We start from the raw sequence: 15,160 nt of genomic DNA on the forward strand, positions 1-15,160 counted from the left end.
GGCCGCGCGGATTGCGCGGCCCTTCCGGTGGCAACTGCTGCCGGCGTTACAGGCGCAACTGGACGTAGTCCCAGTCCAGCCCGTCGGCGCTGCCCTGCGGCGTGCTGCCCTGCGCGACGATGCGCATGGCATCGCCGGCATGCCGGTCGGCCAGCGTGAACAGGCCGCCAGAATCCAGCGCCAGCTTCGCGGCCGCGGCAGTGGCCGCGCCGCGCGAGCCCGATTGCGCAGCCTCGGCGGCGGGCACGGCGGGACGGATGCAAAGGAAGGCCGTCGCGGCGGCCAGCGCGGCCAGCAGGCCGCCTGTGGCCAGCACGACACGGCGGGTCTTGTAATGGACCATTCGATTTCTCCTGCCAGTGAGTTGAGTGGGATGCGGTGGCTCCCGCACCGGTCAATCGACCGTCAAGGTGACGAAGGGTCGCATTGTCGGGCCGTTGCGCGCCAGCGTGCTTACCAATGCTTACGCTCCTTACCCGCATGTGGCAGCCGGATACGTACGGATATGTGAAATCCGTTCCCGCCAGGGGCGGAAACTGGCCCACAGACGCAAAAAGGGCGCACCGTGGTGCGCCCCTCCCGCATTCCGCCCGTATTGCCTTACAGCACGTAGCGCGACAAATCCTCATTGACCGCCAGGTCACCCAGGCGCTCATCGACATATGCCGCGTTGATCGTCACGGTCTCGCCCGACGACTTGGTCGCATGGAACGACAGGTCTTCCAGCAGCCGCTCCATCACCGTGTACAGCCGGCGCGCGCCGATGTTCTCCACCTTCTCATTGACCGAGAAGGCGATCTCCGCCAGCCGGCGGATGCCGTCATCGGCAAACACCAGGTCGACCGATTCCGTGCTCAGCAGCGCCTGGTACTGCTTGGTCAGGCTCGCATCGGTCTGCGTCAGGATAGCCTCGAAGTCCTGCACGGACAGCGAATCCAGCTCGACCCGGATCGGGAAGCGGCCCTGCAGTTCGGGAATCAGGTCGCTCGGCTTGGACAGGTGGAACGCACCCGAGGCAATGAACAGGATGTGGTCCGTCTTGATCATGCCGTACTTGGTGCTCACCGTGGTGCCTTCCACCAGCGGCAGCAGGTCGCGCTGCACGCCCTGGCGCGACACCTCGCCGCCGCCGATCTCGCTGCGGCTGGCGATCTTGTCGATCTCGTCCAGGAACACGATGCCGTTCTGCTCGACATTGGCGATGGCCTTGTGCTTGAGCTCCTCGTCATTGACCAGCTTGGCGGCCTCTTCGTCGATCAGCAGCTTGAAGGCTTCCTTGACCTTCATCTTGCGGCGCGCCTTCTTGCCCTGGCCCAGCCCGGCAAACATGGTGCGGATCTGCTCGGTCATGTCTTCCATGCCCGGCGGGCCCATGATGTCCATGCTCGGCATGCCGGCGGAGAGTTCCAGCTCGATTTCCTTGTCGTCGAGCGAGCCTTCGCGCAGCTTCTTGCGGAACACCTGGCGCGTGTTGGAATCCTTCTCTTCCGGCTGCGAGAAACCGATATCGCGCGCCGGCGGCAGCAATACATCGAGCAGGCGGTCCTCGGCCGCGTCCTCGGCCTTGGTGCGCACCTTCTTCATCTCGGACTCGCGCGTCTGCTTGATCGCCATCTCGGCCAGGTCGCGCACGATGGTGTCGACATCGCGGCCGACATAGCCCACCTCGGTGAACTTGGTGGCCTCGATCTTGATGAAGGGCGCGTCGGCCAGCTTGGCCAGGCGGCGCGCGATCTCGGTCTTGCCGACCCCGGTCGGGCCGATCATCAGGATGTTCTTGGGAGTGATTTCCTGGCGCAGGGGCTCGGCCACCTGCTGGCGGCGCCAGCGGTTGCGCAGCGCCACCGCCACGGCCTTCTTGGCCTTGTTCTGGCCGATGATGTGCTTGTCGAGTTCGGAAACGATTTCCGACGGGGTCATGGTGTGCGACATGGTATCCGTTCAGTGGGGGCGCGCCGGCCTGCGCGGTGGCCGGCCTGCGCTTATTCCAGCGTCTCGATGACGAAGTTGGTGTTGGTATAGATGCAGAGCTCGCCGGCAATGGTCAGCGCCTTCTCGACCACGTCCTTGGGCGCCATTTCGGTGTTCTCGGCCAGCGCCTTGGCGGCCGACTGCGCATACGCGCCGCCCGAGCCGATCGCGGCGATGCCGCCCTCGGGGTCGAGCACGTCGCCGTTGCCGGTGATGACCAGCGTGGTGTCGCGGTCGGCGGTGATCAGCATGGCTTCCAGCCGGCGCAGGGCGCGGTCCGAACGCCAGTCCTTGGCCAGGTCGACCGCGGCGCGGGTCAGGTTGCCCTGGTACTTTTCCAGCTTGGCCTCGAAGCGGTCCAGCAGCGAGAAGGCATCGGCGGTGCTGCCGGCAAACCCGACCAGGACCTTGCCGTTGTAGATGCGGCGCACCTTGCGCGCGGTGCCCTTCATCACGATATTGCCGAGAGTGACCTGACCATCACCGCCGAGTGCGACCTGATTGCCGCGGCGGACGCTGACGATGGTAGTGCCGTGATACTGTTCCATGGTGGCTTCCGTGAATATGTCAGGACCCTAGTTGGCGACGCCCCCGGCGGGTTTCAAGGCCCTCGCCTGCACCGGGCGCGGTCTGACCAATATAGGATGCCTGCCGCCACGTTGCCCGGCGCCGCGCCCAAACAAAAAGGGCCATGCGTTGCCGCATGGCCCTTGTCCGCGACGCGCGGGGCCACTGGCCCGCGCGCCTCGCGCATCACTCCACCAGATCAGTCCGCATACACGCCGGCCTTCTTGATCACCGGGGTCCACTTGTTGATCTCGGCGGTCAGGAGGGTGCGCAGCGAATCCGGCGTGGCGCGCTGTGCCGGCGCGGCTTCGGCGCCCAGCTCGGCCATCTTGGAGCGGAAGGTCGGGTCGGCCACGGCCTTCTGCAGCGCAGCCGACAGCTTGTCGATCACCGGCTTGGGCGTGCCCTTGGGCGCGTACATGGCGTGCCAGACCTTCACTTCCACGCCCGGCAGGCCTTGCTCGGCCGCCGTCGGGATATCCTTGAACGCTTCCACGCGGCGTGCCTGCATGGCCGCGTACGGCTTGACCGAGTTGGCCTTGAGGTGGCCTGCGAGATTGGTGGTCTGGTCGCACAGCAGGTTGACCTGGCCGCCCAGGATATCGGTTAGTGCCGGCGCGGCGCCCTTGTACGGCACGGTGGTCAGTTCGGTCTGGATCGCGCTCTGGAACAGCAGGCCGCACAGGTGCGAAGCCGAGCCGATGCCGGCATTGGCCAGCGACAGCTTGCTGGCGTTGGCCTTGAGGTACGGCAGCAGGTCCTTGAAGGTGTTTGGCGGCAGCTGCTTGTTGCCGACCAGGATCATCGGCACGTCGGCGATTTCGCCGACCATCTCGAAGTCCTTGAGCGGATCGAAGCCCAGGTTGCGGTACAGCGCCGGGGCCGTGGCCATGCCGATATGGTGGATCAGCAGGGTGTGGCCGTCGTTCTTGGCCTGGGCCACCTTCTTGGCGCCGATGGTGCCGCCGGCGCCGCCGAGGTTCTCGATGATCATGGTCGCGCCCAGATGCTTGGACATGATCGCGGTCAGCTCGCGCGAGAGCTTGTCGGTCGGACCACCCGCGGCAAACGGCACCACCGCCGACACCGGCTTGCCGCCAGGATATTCCTGGGCGTACGCGCCCGACGCCACACCCATTGCGCTGACTGCCAGCGCGGCCGCGACCATCTTTATTACTCGTTTCATGCTCTCTTCTCCTGATTCCCTTTGATACCCGTCTTGCAATGCGTTGCCGCCGGCCCGGCCCCTGCTTGTGCGGGGCGCATCTGGCGCGGTCTCTGTGGCGGCGCTCTTGGACCATGCCGGCTGGCTCGGCTGCCCCTGCCGTAAAACGGCAAGGGCGGGCCTTGATGTTAGCAACTCCAGACAATACGCAGGTATAGGGGCTAACCCGCTTGCAATCAGCCGCATATGGCGGGAAACGGGGAGGATATGGCAGAGATCGGATGCAAAGGCATGCGTTTGTGACACCCGGTGCGGCCTAACGGAAGAAACCGAGCATTTCCTCAAGCAGAGGTTCGGCGGCCTCTTCCGGGATGTAGTGCCCGCACGGCAGCGCCTGGCCGCTGATGTCGGTCGCCACCTCCTGCCAAAGCGCCAGCGGCTCGAAGCAGCGCGCCACCACGCCGTGCTCGCCCCACAGCACGCGCAGCGGCAGCGCCAGCCGGCGCCCGGCCTCGCGGTCGGCGCGGTCGTGCTCCAGGTCGATGGTGGCGGCGGCGCGGTAGTCCTCGCACATGGCATGCACGCGCGCCGGGTCGCGCATCGCCGCGGTGTAGGCAGCCATGGCGTCGGGGGCGAAGGGCGTCAGGCCCGCGTGGCGCAGGCCCATCAGCTTCTCGATGTAGAAATCGGGCTCGGCGTTGATCAGCGTCTCGGGGAACGGCGCCGGCTGGATCAGGAAGAACCAGTGCCAGTAGGCGGCGGCAAAGGCCATGCTGGTGCGCTCGTACATCGCCAGCGTGGGCGCGATGTCCAGCAGCATGGCGCGGCTGACCGCGTCCGGATGGTCCATGCACAGCCGGTGCGCGACGCGGGCACCGCGGTCGTGGCCGCACAGCGCAAAGCGCTCGAAACCGAACGCCGTCATCAGCGACACCTGGTCCTGCGCCATGGTGCGCTTGCTGTAGTGCTCGTGGCCGGCATTGCCGGGCGGGGCCGAGCTGCTGCCGTAGCCGCGCAGGTCGGTGGCGATCACCGTGAAGTGATCGGCCAGCGCCGGCGCCACCCGGTGCCAGATCAGGTGGCTCTGCGGGTGCCCGTGCAACAGCAGCAGCGGCGGTCCCGAACCGCCGCGCACGCCGGCGATCTCGACCTCGCCGACACGCTGCCGGAAGGGTTCGAAGTTCGGGAACAGCAGCGCGCTGGCGTCATTCAGCATGGGTCGTCTCCGCTTCTAAGGGTCGTCCTGTGCCGATCATAGGCGCAAACCGCCTCATCGGCGTGGCTGCGCCGGCTTCGCCATTCGGCCAGCTGACGCAACTGAATTGCATCAACCGGGGGCCTATGGTTAAATCCGCCCATGACCCGTCCCAGTCCGGACCGGCCGGCCGCTGTGCCGGAACCGGCGATCCCCACCCCTGAGTCCCTGGAAGCCGCCCACGAGCGCCTGCGCCAGCTGGGCGCGCGCGTGACCCAGCCGCGGCTGTGCATCCTGGCCTGCCTGATCGGCAGCGAAGAGGCGCTGACGCACCAGGCCGTGATCGACCGCCTGCCCGAACCGGGCGAGACCATAGACCGCGTCACCGTCTACCGCGTGCTGGACTGGCTGGTGGAACAGGGCGTGGCGCAGAAGCGTGCCGGCAACGACCGCGTGTTCCGCTTCAGCCTTGTTGAACACGAGGCCGCGCGCGCGCAGGAGCACCGCCAGCACAGCCATTTCCACTGCACCCGCTGCGACCGCACCTTCTGCCTGGACGATGCCAGCGCGCCGGCTCCGCCGGCCGCGCCGCGCGTGCCCAGCGGCTTTGCCATCGAACATGTCGAACTGACCGTAAACGGCGTCTGCGCCGAGTGCGGCAAGCGTGCGCCCGCCTCGCCTGGCGGCGCTTCGCACTGAACGGCAATCTCTCATACCCGGAGAACAACAATGTCCAAACTGACCCCGGTCACGATCCTGACCGGCTTTCTCGGCAGCGGCAAGACCACCCTGCTCAAGCGCATCCTGAACGAGCAGCACGGCATGAAGATCGCCGTGATCGAGAACGAGTTCGGCGAAGAGAACATCGACAACGAGATCCTGGTGCAGGACGGCCGCGAGCAGATCGTGCAGATGAGCAACGGCTGCATCTGCTGCACCATCCGCGGCGATCTGGTGCAGGCGCTGTCGACGCTGCTGACGCGCCGCGACGCCGGCGAGATCGACTTCGACCGCGTGGTGATCGAGACCACGGGCGTGGCCAACCCGGGCCCGGTGGCGCAGACCTTCTTCATGGACGAGGAAATTGCCTCGCGCTACCTGCTCGACGCGGTGATCACGCTGGTCGACGCCAAGCATGCCCACCTGCAGCTGGACAAGCAGGAAGAGGCGCAGCGCCAGGTTGGCTTTGCCGACGCCATCTTCATCACCAAGTCCGACCTGGTGACCGAAGCCGACGTGGCCGAGCTGCGCCACCGCCTGCTGCACATGAACCCGCGCGCGCCGATCCGTCTGGTCAACTTCGGCGAGGCGCCGATCGACACCATCTTCGACCTGCGCGGCTTCAACCTGAACGCCAAGCTGGAGATCGACCCGGAATTCCTGCGCGCCGACGACCATGACCACGATCATGACCATGAGCATGAGCATGGCGAGCATTGCGGCGACGACTGCGGCCATGACCACGGGCACGACCATGCGCACGGCCATGGCCACGCGCACGACCACCACCACCACCACCACCACCACCACCATACCGACCGCATTGCGTCGTTCGTCTTCCGCAGCGACAAGCCCTTCCACTACGGCAAGCTGGAGGAATTCCTGTCCGGCATCCTGGCCGTATACGGGGAAAAACTGCTGCGCTACAAGGGCGTACTATATATGGACGGTGTGGACCGCAAAGTGGTGTTCCAGGGGGTCCACCAGCTGATGGGCAGCGACATCGGCGCCAAGTGGGAGGAAGAGACCCCGGGCACGCGCATGGTGTTCATCGGCGTGGACCTGCCCCGCGACGCCATCCTCAAGGGCCTGGAGAACTGCCTGGCCTGAGTGCACCAGTCGCCCCATCGGCGACGCCCCCTCGAACCCCGCTCCGCGGCCGCCCCCCGTTCGGGGTACCGGGGAAATACCGAAGCGCCAGCCGGTTTTCCCCGTATCTCGGAAAAATTTGTTCAAGTACAATAGGCCGGATTTGATACCGGTGGCGCACCTTTTTCCCGCTGCCGGCATTTGGTCCATCGGATCTGGTGGACTTGCAGGGCGGCGGTTGTCGTCAGCATGAGGCAGGCCGCCGGCAGGTGCGGTCGCAGTGCTTCGTGCGGAGACCGCCTTTTTCCGCCTGGGGTGCCCCGACGCGCGCCGTCACTGACTGACGCGAGAGAGAGGTGTCCCCATGACAGCCGCAACGAAGACGAAAGAAAGCCGCAGCAAGACTGGTACTGCAGCGGCAGAGACGCTCAAGGCGCAGCCTGTGAAGGCAGCGCCCGCTCCCCGCGGCAGTACGGCGAACGCCGAAGCGGGCGCAACGAAGGGAGGCCCGCGAAGCAGCAAGACTGCAGCCAGCCAGAGTGAAACAACCGAGGCGCGCAAGCGCGCGGACAGCGCACCCGAGCGGACCCGGACGCCGCCGGCCGCATCAACAAGAGAATCAGCAGCAACCATGAGCAGCAACAAACTTCTGACTGAAGCTGAAATCCTGAAGATGAGCGACAAGGATTACATGAACGAAGCGCAGCTCGCCTTCTTCAAGCACCGTCTTGAGCAGCTGCGCGACGAAATCCTGAAGAACGCTGACCAGACCACGGAACACCTGCGCGAAACGGTCATCGTGCCGGACCCGGCCGACCGTGCCACCATCGAGGAAGAGCATGCGCTGGAACTGCGCACGCGCGACCGCGAACGCAAGCTGCTGAAGAAGGTGGAGCAGTCGCTGCAGCGCATCGAGTCCGGCGACTACGGCTGGTGCGAGGAAACCGGCGAGCCGATCGGCGTGCCGCGCCTGCTGGCCCGTCCCACCGCCACGCTGTCGCTGGAAGCGCAGCAACGCCGCGAACTGCGCCAGAAGCTGTTCGGCGACTGATACGCCGCGCGCCGGCACGGACGGTGCGGCAGGCGTAACGTGACGGCCCGGTTACCCGGGCCGTTTGCTTTGGCGGGCCGCGTCCGCCTTGTCGTGCCGTCGCCACGGCCTACCATTGAGAATCGTCCGGCTGTTGCCGCCCCGGCCTTTCTGGTAAATTCGCAACCTTGTTGCAACAACGCGCCCCTCGCCTGGGCTGCGTAGTCCCTCGTCACTTCCATCTCTCCTGCCATGGCTGATCGCCTGCCCGTCACCGTGCTGTCCGGCTTCCCCGGCGCCGGCAAAACCACGCTGCTGAACCACCTGCTTGCGCACAGCGCGGGCCGGCGCCTGGCCGTGCTGGTCTGCGGGCCGCAGCATGGGCAGGCGCTGGCGCCGCTGCCGCCCGGTTGCGAGGCCACGCTGCTGCCCGTGGGCGACGCCCTGCTCGGCGAAGCCGCCCGGCTTGCCGCCGAGGGCCGCTTTGACTCGCTGCTGATCGAAGCCGACGGCCTGGACGAGCCGCTCGCGATTGCCGAAGGCTTCCTGTTCGAGGCCGAGCATGGCGCCGGGCCCGACGCGGCGGTGCAACCCGACACGCTGGTGACGGTGATCGATGCCGCCACCTTCCTGCGCGACCTCAACGAGGCCGAGTTCCTGGCCGACCGCGGGCTGGCGCCGGCCACGGACGATGACCGGACCGTGGCTGAAGTGCTGGTGGCGCAGGTCGAATGCAGCGACGTGATCGTGCTGAACAAGGCCGACCTCGCCAGCGCGGCCGAACTGGCGCGGCTGCACGCCGTGCTGCAGGCGCTGAACCCGCGTGCCGATATCGTCGAAGCCAGCTTCGGCAAGGTCGCGCCCGAGCGCGTGCAAGGCACCGGCCGCTTCGACTTCGAAGCCGCCGCGGACGCACCGGGCTGGCTCGCCGCGCTGCGCGGCGAGTTGCCGGCTGCCGACGCCAGCGGCGTCTCCACGCTGGTCTACCGCCGCCGCCGCCCGTTCCACCCGCAGCGCTTCGCCGACCTGATCCATACCGAATGGCTGCGCGAGCACGGCAGCGTGCTGCGTTCCAGGGGCCTGTTCTGGCTGGCCAGCCGCATGGACACCGCGGGCGACTGGAACCAGTCCGGCGGCGTCTGCCGCCATGGCGGCGCCGGCGCCTGGTGGGCCGCGCTGGATCCGGCCGAATGGCCGGCCGACAGCGCCGAACGCGCCGAAGTCGAAGCCGACATGCAGGTCGACGGTGCCCCGGCAGCCTTCGGCGACCGCCGCCAGGAACTGGTGCTGACCGGCCTGGACCTGGACCATGCGGCGCTGCAGGCCCGGCTCGACGCCTGCCTGCTGACCGATGCCGAGATGGCCGCGGGCGCGGAAGCCTGGGCGGGCTATGCGGATCCCTTCCCCGCCTGGGTCGACGACTTTGACGACGACCACGATCATGACCATGGCGATGATTGCGGCTGCGGCGATCCCGACCACCACCACGGCAACCACGCCGGCCATCCGCATGCGCACTGACTGGTTCGCCCGCCTGCGCGCGCATGGCCCGGGCCTCTGGTCCGCGCTGTGGCTGACGCTATGCCTGCTGCTGGCGCAGCACGCCGGGCTGACCCACCGCATCGTGCATGGCAGCCTGCTTGCGCCGTCGGCCTCCGTGACAACGGCCGACGCCGCCTCGGCCAACGACCCCGAGCCGCACCCGCTGGCGCAGAAATTCAGCGGCCACTCGTGCGTGCTGTTCGATGGCGCCACGGTTGCCGACACCCTGTGCGGCAAGCTGCCGCTGCCGCAGCTTGCCTTTGGCAAACCGGTCAAGCCGGCCAACCTGGCCTGGCGCTGGCCCGACCTGCCCGCCACCCACCCCTTCCAATCGCGCGCGCCGCCGGCGCCTGCCATCGCCCTCGCCTGATCCGGGAAGCGGCCCTCGCCGCGCACCCGGCCTGACCAATTCCGAGCTGAACGCCTGCCTATTCCGGCTGCGCGGCCACGCCCATCGCGGGCGGCCGGCGCAGTGCCGGGCAGCTGCCGTGCCAGCCGGGCCGATTGCCATTGCCTCACTCCGCGCGCCATGTCGAAGAATCGTTACACCGCACCAACCAGCGCACCGCGCCTGACCCCGCTGGCGGCCCTTGCCGCGTCCCTCACCGCCACCATGGCGACCGCCTTCGTCGCGCCCGCCGCGCTGGCACAGGCCACGGCACCTGCCGCCGACAGCGCACCCGCCACGGCCACGGCCACCGCCACCGCCACCGCGCCAGCCGGCGCCATGCTGCGCGAAGTCGTGGTCACCGCCAATCCGCTCGGCAGCGACCTCAACGACATGGTGGCACCGGTATCGACGCTCGGCGGCGACGCCCTGGCCGTACGCCAGGGCAGCACGCTGGGCGACACGCTCGACAAGCTGCCCGGGGTCTCGTCCAGCTACTTCGGCCCCAATGCCAGCCGGCCGGTGATCCGCGGCCTGGACGGCGACCGCATCAAGGTGCTGCAGAACGGCGGCACCACCGTCGACGCCTCCACGCTGTCCTACGACCACGCAGTGCCGGTGGACCCGCTCGTGGCCGAGCGCATCGAGGTCGTGCGCGGCCCGGCAGCGCTGATGTACGGCGGCAACGCCATCGGCGGCGTGGTCAACGTGATCGACAACCGGATTCCGAAGGAGCCGATCGAAGGCATCGGCGGCGCGGTCGATGCCAGCGCCACCGCGGGCGGCGACCAGGCGCGCAACGCCAGCGCGCTGATCGAGGCCGGCAACGGCAAGTTCGCCGTCCACGCCGACGCCTTTGCGCGCAAGACCAGCGACCTGCGCATCCCCGGCTACGCCCGCAGCGACCGCCTGCGCAGCGCCGATCCTCTGCCGGAAGGCGAGACCGAAGCCTATGGCCGCCTGCCCAACACCAGCGCGCAGCAGGAAGGCGGCGCGATGGGCGGCTCCTACACCTGGGCCGATGGCTTCGTCGGCGCCAACTACAGCGCCTACCGCAATGAGTACGGCACGCCCGCCGAGGACGACGTGCGGCTGAAAATGCGGCAGGACCGCTTTGCGCTGGAAGGCGAGGCACGCAACCTGGCCGGCAACACCGCCGGCTGGCTCGAATCGGTCAAGGGCAAGTTCGGCTACACCGACTACGAACACAAGGAGATCGAGGGCGGCGAGACCGGCACGATCTTCAAGAACCGCGGCTGGGATGCGCGCCTGGAGGCCAGGCACGCGAAGATCGGCAACATGACGGGCGTGATCGGCACACAGTTCGGCCATACCGACTTCTCCGCGTTGGGCGAAGAGGCATTCGTGCCGAGCACCAATACGGATAACGCGGCGCTGTTCGTGTTCGAGGAACTGCCGCTGACCGCTTCCGGCGACCTCAAGCTGAACCTGGGCGGGCGCCTGGACCACAGCAGCATCAAGGCCAGCGCCAACGGCAACGACCGCTTTACCGATGCCAGCCGCAGCTTCAACGCCACCAGCGCGTCGGCCGGCCTGCTCTACAAGGTCAACCCGCTGTGGTCGCTGACCAGCAACCTGTCGTACACCGAGCGCGCGCCGACCTTCTACGAGCTGTATGCCAACGGCCCCCACGTGGCCACCGGCGCGTGGGAGCTGGGCGATCCCAATGCCAACAAGGAACGGGCCACCTCTATCGACCTGGGCGTGCGCTTCAAGTCCGGCGCGCACAGCGCCGCCGTGTCGGGCTACTACAGCCGCTTCGCCAACTACCTCGCGCTGAACGCCACCGGCCGCACGCGTGACGAGGCGGGCGATGTGGTCGCCGCCGGCAGCCCGGACGCGCTGCCGGAGTTCCAGTACCTGGGTGTGCCGGCCACGCTGTACGGCTTCGAGGTGGAAGGCAAGACGCGCTTGCTGCAGAAAATGCTGACCACCAGCGACACGCTGGACTTCGAGGCCCGCGCCGACTACGTGCGCGGCGAGAACCGCGATACCGGCGAACCGCTGCCGCGCCTGGCACCGCTGCGCCTGGGCGGTGCACTGGTGTATGGCGCGGGCCCGTGGGGCGCGCGCGTCGACGTGACCTACGCCGCAAAGCAGACCCGCGTGCCGACCAACGACACGCCGACCGATGCCTATACGCTGCTGAGCCTGGCGCTGACCTACAAGTTCAAGGTGTCGGGCACGCAGACGCTGGTGTACCTGCGCGGCGACAACCTGACCAACCAGGATGCGCGCAACTCGGCTTCGATCCTGCGTGATATCGCACCGCTGGCCGGGCGCAGTGTGAAGGTGGGGTTCAGGACGTCGTTCTGAGGATGCAGGCAGGCGTGGTGAATCAATCCCGATTCACCACCCACTCCCCCTCCACCGCCAGCGCCTTCACTCCCGCCAGCGCGCGCACCGTCTGCGCGCAGACCTCGGCCATCTCCAGCCCCGGCATGAAGCGCTGGCGGATGCGCACCATCAGCGGCGCGGCCTCCATCCATGCCACCAGCGCGTCCTGGGCCATGCGCTGCTGCTCCAGCAGCTTGAACTTCACCAGCACCTTGACCGCATGGCTGGCATTGCGCGCCGGGTCGGCGCTCAGGTAGGCCAGGCGCCCCTGGGCGCGTTCGACCGCCGCCGCCACATCGGTAAACATCCGGCCATGGCCCGGGATCACCGACCGCGCGTCGAGCTGCGCGATGCGCTCCAGCACCGCCGCCTGCTCGGCGAAGCCGCTCTCGCCATCCAGCTCGGGGAAGATCACGCCGAAGCCGTTCTCCCACAGCGCATCGCCGGAAACCAGGATGCGCCCGGCCGGCGCGAACAGCATCACCGCGTGCGGGTCATGGCCGGGAGCGGCCACGACTTGCCAGTCGATGCCACCCAGGCGCAGCGTGTCGCCGTCGTTCAGCACGCTGTCGAAGGTGAAGCGGTCGCACTGCTGGCCGGTGGCGTTGTAGCTGAGCGCTTCCGTATCCCACGCGGCAACGGCAGCGGCCTCGGCCGCGGGGATCGCGGTGCGCGGCTGCCAGCGCGCCTGCAGCGCGGCATTGCCGCCGCAGTGGTCGGAGTGCAGATGGGTATTGATCACGCGTGCGAGCGGCCGGCCCTGCAAGGCGGCCGCCACCAGCGCCACCGTCTGCGGCGCGTGGGTGACGTAGCCGGTATCGACCAGCACCGTATCGTCGCCGTCCACGAACAGGATATTGTTAGCCGACAGCCAGCCGCGCTCGAACACGCGCATGGATGGCGGCAACTGCGGAACCGGGCTTGCGCTCAAGGGGATGCCTCCTCGCCTGCCAGCCATGCTGCGCGCTGCGGCAGTTGCGCCCACACGTGGCGCTTGTCTTCGTCGCTGGCCGAGGACCAGCCGGCGATTTCGTCGATCGTGCGCAGGCAACCTGCGCAGTAGCCGCTGAACGGGTCCATGTGGCAAATGTTGCGGCATGGCGAAGGCACAGGCGACGCGCGCAGCGCGAGGTCGGCTTGCGCCGCCAGTTCAGCCGCGGAGGGGGCGGGCGTGGGCATGGTGGCCATCGGACAGCGCTCAGCCCGCCGCGCGCGCGGCCTTGGCGGCGACCTTCTCATTGAAGCGGCCGGCGTCGATCAGGTGGCGCTCATGCACGCCCTCGGAGATCTTGTCCTCGCCGTCCCAGGCGCTCAGCTGGAAGCGCAGGCGGCGCCCGTCCACCGCCACCAGTTCGCCCTTGACCGTCACCGTCATGCCGGGCGGCGTCGGCGCCAGGTGCGAGAAGCTGACCAGCGTGCCGAGCGACTGCTCGCGCGGCCAGTCCAGGTGTTCGCGCAGCATCTGCAGGCAGGCACACTCCATGATGCCGACCATATAGCCGGTGGCCAGCACGTCGGGCATCTCGGGGCAGCCCGGGATATCGTCGTACAGGCGCGGCACGGTGGCCTTGGGCGGCACCGTGTATTGCCAGCTGAAGGTCAGGCCGGGGCGCAGGTCGGGACTCATGCCACTGAGCCTGCCGCGACGTCGGCCACTTCAGCGCCCGTCATCTGCTGCAACTGGTGCGGCGTCAGGTTGAATACCGCATGGGGATGCCCCGCCGCGGCCCACAAGCTGTCATAGCGGAACAGGTCCTGGTCCAGCAGCATCACCGGCGCCACCGCATGTCCGATCGGGCAGACGCCGCCGATGGCGTAGCCGGTCTTCTCGCGCACGAAGCGCGCGTCGGCCTTGCCCAGCGCGCCTACGCGCGCGGCCACCTTGGCCTCGTCGACGCGGTTGCTGCCGCTGGCAATCACCAGCACCGGCGCATCGTCGGCCACGCGCCGGAAGATGATGGACTTGGCGATCTCGGCCACGCTGCAGCCCAGCCCCGCCGCGGCCTCGGCCGAGGTCTTGCCGGTGGCCGGCAGCATCACCACGGGCCGGTCATGGCCAAGCCCGGCCAGCAGGTCCGCCACGCGCTGCGCGGACTCGGGCAGCGCTTCGTCATTCACCGTCATGCGTACTTCTCCTTGTTCTGTGGCCCGCGCCTGATCCGCACTTACGCGCAGGCAGGCGCCGCATCGCTGGCGGCGGCCCACTTGGTCAGCAAGGCACGGCCCACGCGCGAGCTGTTGGCGCGGCCAATTGCCTGCGAGATATAGTCGCCGGTGCGCACCACCGCTTCCAGGTCGATGCCGGTGTGGATGCCCATGCCGTGCAGCATGTACAGCACGTCCTCGGTCGCCACGTTGCCGGTCGCGCCCTTTGCGTACGGGCAGCCGCCCAGCCCCGCCACCGACGCATGGAAGATCGAGATACCCACTTCCAGGCTGGCCAGGATATTGGACAGCGCCTGCCCGTAGGTATCGTGGAAATGGCCCGACAGGCGGTCCAGCGCAAACTCCGCCGCCGCGGCGCGCATCACTTCCTGCACGCGCACGGGAGTGCCCACGCCGATGGTGTCGGCAATGTCGATCTCGTCGCAGCCCAGTTCGCGCATGCGCCGCACCACGTCGACCACCGCGTGCACCGGTACTTCGCCCTGGTACGGGCAGCCCAGCGCGCACGAGATGCTGCCGCGCAGGCGCACGCCCTTCTCCTTGGCTGCGGCGGCCACCGGCGCAAAGCGCGCGATCGACTCGGCGATCGAGCAGTTGATGTTCTTCTGCGAGAACGCCTCGCTGGCGGCGCCGAAGATCACGACCTCGTCGGCACCGGCCTCGATCGCGCCTTCAAACCCCTTCATGTTCGGCGTCAGCGCCGAAAACAGTGTGCCGGGCCGGCGCTGGATGCGCGCCATCACGTCGGCACCGTCGGCCATCTGCGGCACCCACTTGGGCGACACGAACGACGCGGCCTCGATATTGACGAAGCCGGCATCGGTCAGCTGGTTGATCAGCGCGACCTTGACCTCGGTCGGCACCATCGCCTTCTCGTTCTGCAAGCCGTCGCGCGGGCCGACTTCAACGATCTTCACGTAGTTCGGCATGGTCATGGCAGTCTCCTGTCTTTGATTGGTATTGGTCGGG

General features: G+C 68.0%; 16 protein-coding genes. 6 read left to right on the plus strand and 10 right to left on the minus strand.

What is annotated here, in order from left to right; all coding sequences use genetic code 11:
• Positions 1-46: 46 nt before the first annotated feature.
• The 5 genes from I6H87_RS06050 to I6H87_RS06070 form a co-directional block, all read right to left on the minus strand.
• The gene (locus I6H87_RS06050) at positions 47-343 is read right to left on the minus strand and encodes a hypothetical protein (RefSeq protein ID WP_010813289.1); all 297 of its coding nucleotides are present in this window, start codon (positions 341-343) and stop codon (positions 47-49) included.
• A 257-nt stretch (positions 344-600) separates the two neighbouring features.
• Positions 601-1,932: an ATP-dependent protease ATPase subunit HslU gene (hslU, locus tag I6H87_RS06055; RefSeq protein WP_010813288.1), complete on the minus strand. Its 1,332-nt coding sequence runs from the start codon at positions 1,930-1,932 to the stop codon at positions 601-603.
• Positions 1,933-1,982: 50 nt separating this feature from the next.
• Positions 1,983-2,519 carry an ATP-dependent protease subunit HslV gene (gene hslV, locus I6H87_RS06060; protein ID WP_011614397.1) on the minus strand — a complete coding sequence of 179 codons (537 nt, stop codon included), beginning with the start codon at positions 2,517-2,519 and terminating at the stop codon, positions 1,983-1,985.
• A gap of 218 nt (positions 2,520-2,737) precedes the next feature.
• The gene (locus I6H87_RS06065) at positions 2,738-3,724 is read right to left on the minus strand and encodes a tripartite tricarboxylate transporter substrate-binding protein (protein WP_011614396.1); all 987 of its coding nucleotides are present in this window, start codon (positions 3,722-3,724) and stop codon (positions 2,738-2,740) included.
• 295 nt (positions 3,725-4,019) lie between these two features.
• Positions 4,020-4,919, minus strand: a complete 900-nt coding sequence (locus I6H87_RS06070; RefSeq protein ID WP_010813285.1) for an alpha/beta fold hydrolase — start codon at positions 4,917-4,919, stop codon at positions 4,020-4,022.
• Positions 4,920-5,060: 141 nt separating this feature from the next.
• Between I6H87_RS06070 and I6H87_RS06075 the strand changes: the two genes are divergently transcribed.
• The 6 genes from I6H87_RS06075 (at position 5,061) to I6H87_RS06100 (ending at position 12,004) form a co-directional block, all read left to right on the plus strand.
• Positions 5,061-5,597 (plus strand): Fur family transcriptional regulator, encoded by a 537-nt coding sequence (locus I6H87_RS06075; protein ID WP_010813284.1) that lies wholly within the window; start codon positions 5,061-5,063, stop codon positions 5,595-5,597.
• Between the two features lie 30 nt (positions 5,598-5,627).
• The gene (locus tag I6H87_RS06080; protein WP_062804601.1) at positions 5,628-6,728 is read left to right on the plus strand and encodes a CobW family GTP-binding protein; all 1,101 of its coding nucleotides are present in this window, start codon (positions 5,628-5,630) and stop codon (positions 6,726-6,728) included.
• A gap of 610 nt (positions 6,729-7,338) precedes the next feature.
• A complete protein-coding gene (dksA, locus tag I6H87_RS06085; RefSeq protein ID WP_010813282.1) occupies positions 7,339-7,758 on the plus strand; it encodes an RNA polymerase-binding protein DksA in 420 nt (139 codons plus the stop codon).
• Between the two features lie 231 nt (positions 7,759-7,989).
• Positions 7,990-9,258: a GTP-binding protein gene (locus tag I6H87_RS06090; protein ID WP_010813281.1), complete on the plus strand. Its 1,269-nt coding sequence runs from the start codon at positions 7,990-7,992 to the stop codon at positions 9,256-9,258.
• Entirely contained in the window at positions 9,191-9,649 is a 459-nt protein-coding gene (locus tag I6H87_RS06095; protein ID WP_081225787.1) for a hypothetical protein, read from the plus strand. Before I6H87_RS06090 ends, I6H87_RS06095 begins: the two co-directional genes overlap by 68 nt.
• A gap of 159 nt (positions 9,650-9,808) precedes the next feature.
• Positions 9,809-12,004, plus strand: a complete 2,196-nt coding sequence (locus I6H87_RS06100) for a TonB-dependent receptor (RefSeq protein WP_041687115.1) — start codon at positions 9,809-9,811, stop codon at positions 12,002-12,004.
• A gap of 22 nt (positions 12,005-12,026) precedes the next feature.
• Here the strand turns inward: I6H87_RS06100 and I6H87_RS06105 are convergent, their stop codons facing one another.
• From I6H87_RS06105 to I6H87_RS06125, 5 genes are read right to left on the minus strand one after another with little or no spacing between them, the layout of a single operon-like run.
• Positions 12,027-12,983 (minus strand): MBL fold metallo-hydrolase, encoded by a 957-nt coding sequence (locus I6H87_RS06105; RefSeq protein ID WP_011614391.1) that lies wholly within the window; start codon positions 12,981-12,983, stop codon positions 12,027-12,029.
• Complete coding sequence (locus I6H87_RS06110) at positions 12,953-13,213, minus strand: DUF1289 domain-containing protein (RefSeq protein WP_011614390.1); 261 nt, start codon at positions 13,211-13,213, stop codon at positions 12,953-12,955. The genes I6H87_RS06105 and I6H87_RS06110 overlap by 31 nt, the downstream gene beginning before the upstream one ends.
• A gap of 10 nt (positions 13,214-13,223) precedes the next feature.
• Positions 13,224-13,652, minus strand: coding sequence for a thioesterase family protein (locus I6H87_RS06115; RefSeq protein WP_010813276.1), 429 nt, complete (start codon positions 13,650-13,652; stop codon positions 13,224-13,226).
• Positions 13,649-14,149 carry a YbaK/EbsC family protein gene (locus tag I6H87_RS06120; protein WP_010813275.1) on the minus strand — a complete coding sequence of 167 codons (501 nt, stop codon included), beginning with the start codon at positions 14,147-14,149 and terminating at the stop codon, positions 13,649-13,651. Before I6H87_RS06120 ends, I6H87_RS06115 begins: the two co-directional genes overlap by 4 nt.
• A 41-nt stretch (positions 14,150-14,190) precedes the next feature.
• Positions 14,191-15,126, minus strand: a complete 936-nt coding sequence (locus I6H87_RS06125) for a hydroxymethylglutaryl-CoA lyase (RefSeq protein WP_010813274.1) — start codon at positions 15,124-15,126, stop codon at positions 14,191-14,193.
• Between the last annotated feature and the right edge of the window lie 34 nt (positions 15,127-15,160).

The organism is Cupriavidus necator (assembly GCF_016127575.1).
In the GTDB taxonomy this organism is placed as follows: domain Bacteria; phylum Pseudomonadota; class Gammaproteobacteria; order Burkholderiales; family Burkholderiaceae; genus Cupriavidus; species Cupriavidus necator_D.

Coding starts and splice junctions, on each gene's coding strand:
- I6H87_RS06070 (WP_010813285.1), bottom strand. CDS start 4,919: ATGCTGAATGACGCCAGCGCGCTGCTGTTCCCGAACTTCGAACCCTTC.
- dksA (WP_010813282.1), top strand. CDS start 7,339: ATGAGCAGCAACAAACTTCTGACTGAAGCTGAAATCCTGAAGATGAGC.
- I6H87_RS06125 (WP_010813274.1), bottom strand. CDS start 15,126: ATGACCATGCCGAACTACGTGAAGATCGTTGAAGTCGGCCCGCGCGAC.
- I6H87_RS06120 (WP_010813275.1), bottom strand. CDS start 14,149: ATGACGGTGAATGACGAAGCGCTGCCCGAGTCCGCGCAGCGCGTGGCG.
- I6H87_RS06105 (WP_011614391.1), bottom strand. CDS start 12,983: ATGGCTGGCAGGCGAGGAGGCATCCCCTTGAGCGCAAGCCCGGTTCCG.
- I6H87_RS06065 (WP_011614396.1), bottom strand. CDS start 3,724: ATGAAACGAGTAATAAAGATGGTCGCGGCCGCGCTGGCAGTCAGCGCA.
- I6H87_RS06115 (WP_010813276.1), bottom strand. CDS start 13,652: ATGAGTCCCGACCTGCGCCCCGGCCTGACCTTCAGCTGGCAATACACG.
- I6H87_RS06080 (WP_062804601.1), top strand. CDS start 5,628: ATGTCCAAACTGACCCCGGTCACGATCCTGACCGGCTTTCTCGGCAGC.
- I6H87_RS06100 (WP_041687115.1), top strand. CDS start 9,809: ATGTCGAAGAATCGTTACACCGCACCAACCAGCGCACCGCGCCTGACC.
- I6H87_RS06110 (WP_011614390.1), bottom strand. CDS start 13,213: ATGGCCACCATGCCCACGCCCGCCCCCTCCGCGGCTGAACTGGCGGCG.
- hslV (WP_011614397.1), bottom strand. CDS start 2,519: ATGGAACAGTATCACGGCACTACCATCGTCAGCGTCCGCCGCGGCAAT.
- I6H87_RS06075 (WP_010813284.1), top strand. CDS start 5,061: ATGACCCGTCCCAGTCCGGACCGGCCGGCCGCTGTGCCGGAACCGGCG.
- hslU (WP_010813288.1), bottom strand. CDS start 1,932: ATGTCGCACACCATGACCCCGTCGGAAATCGTTTCCGAACTCGACAAG.
- I6H87_RS06050 (WP_010813289.1), bottom strand. CDS start 343: ATGGTCCATTACAAGACCCGCCGTGTCGTGCTGGCCACAGGCGGCCTG.
- I6H87_RS06095 (WP_081225787.1), top strand. CDS start 9,191: ATGATTGCGGCTGCGGCGATCCCGACCACCACCACGGCAACCACGCCG.
- I6H87_RS06090 (WP_010813281.1), top strand. CDS start 7,990: ATGGCTGATCGCCTGCCCGTCACCGTGCTGTCCGGCTTCCCCGGCGCC.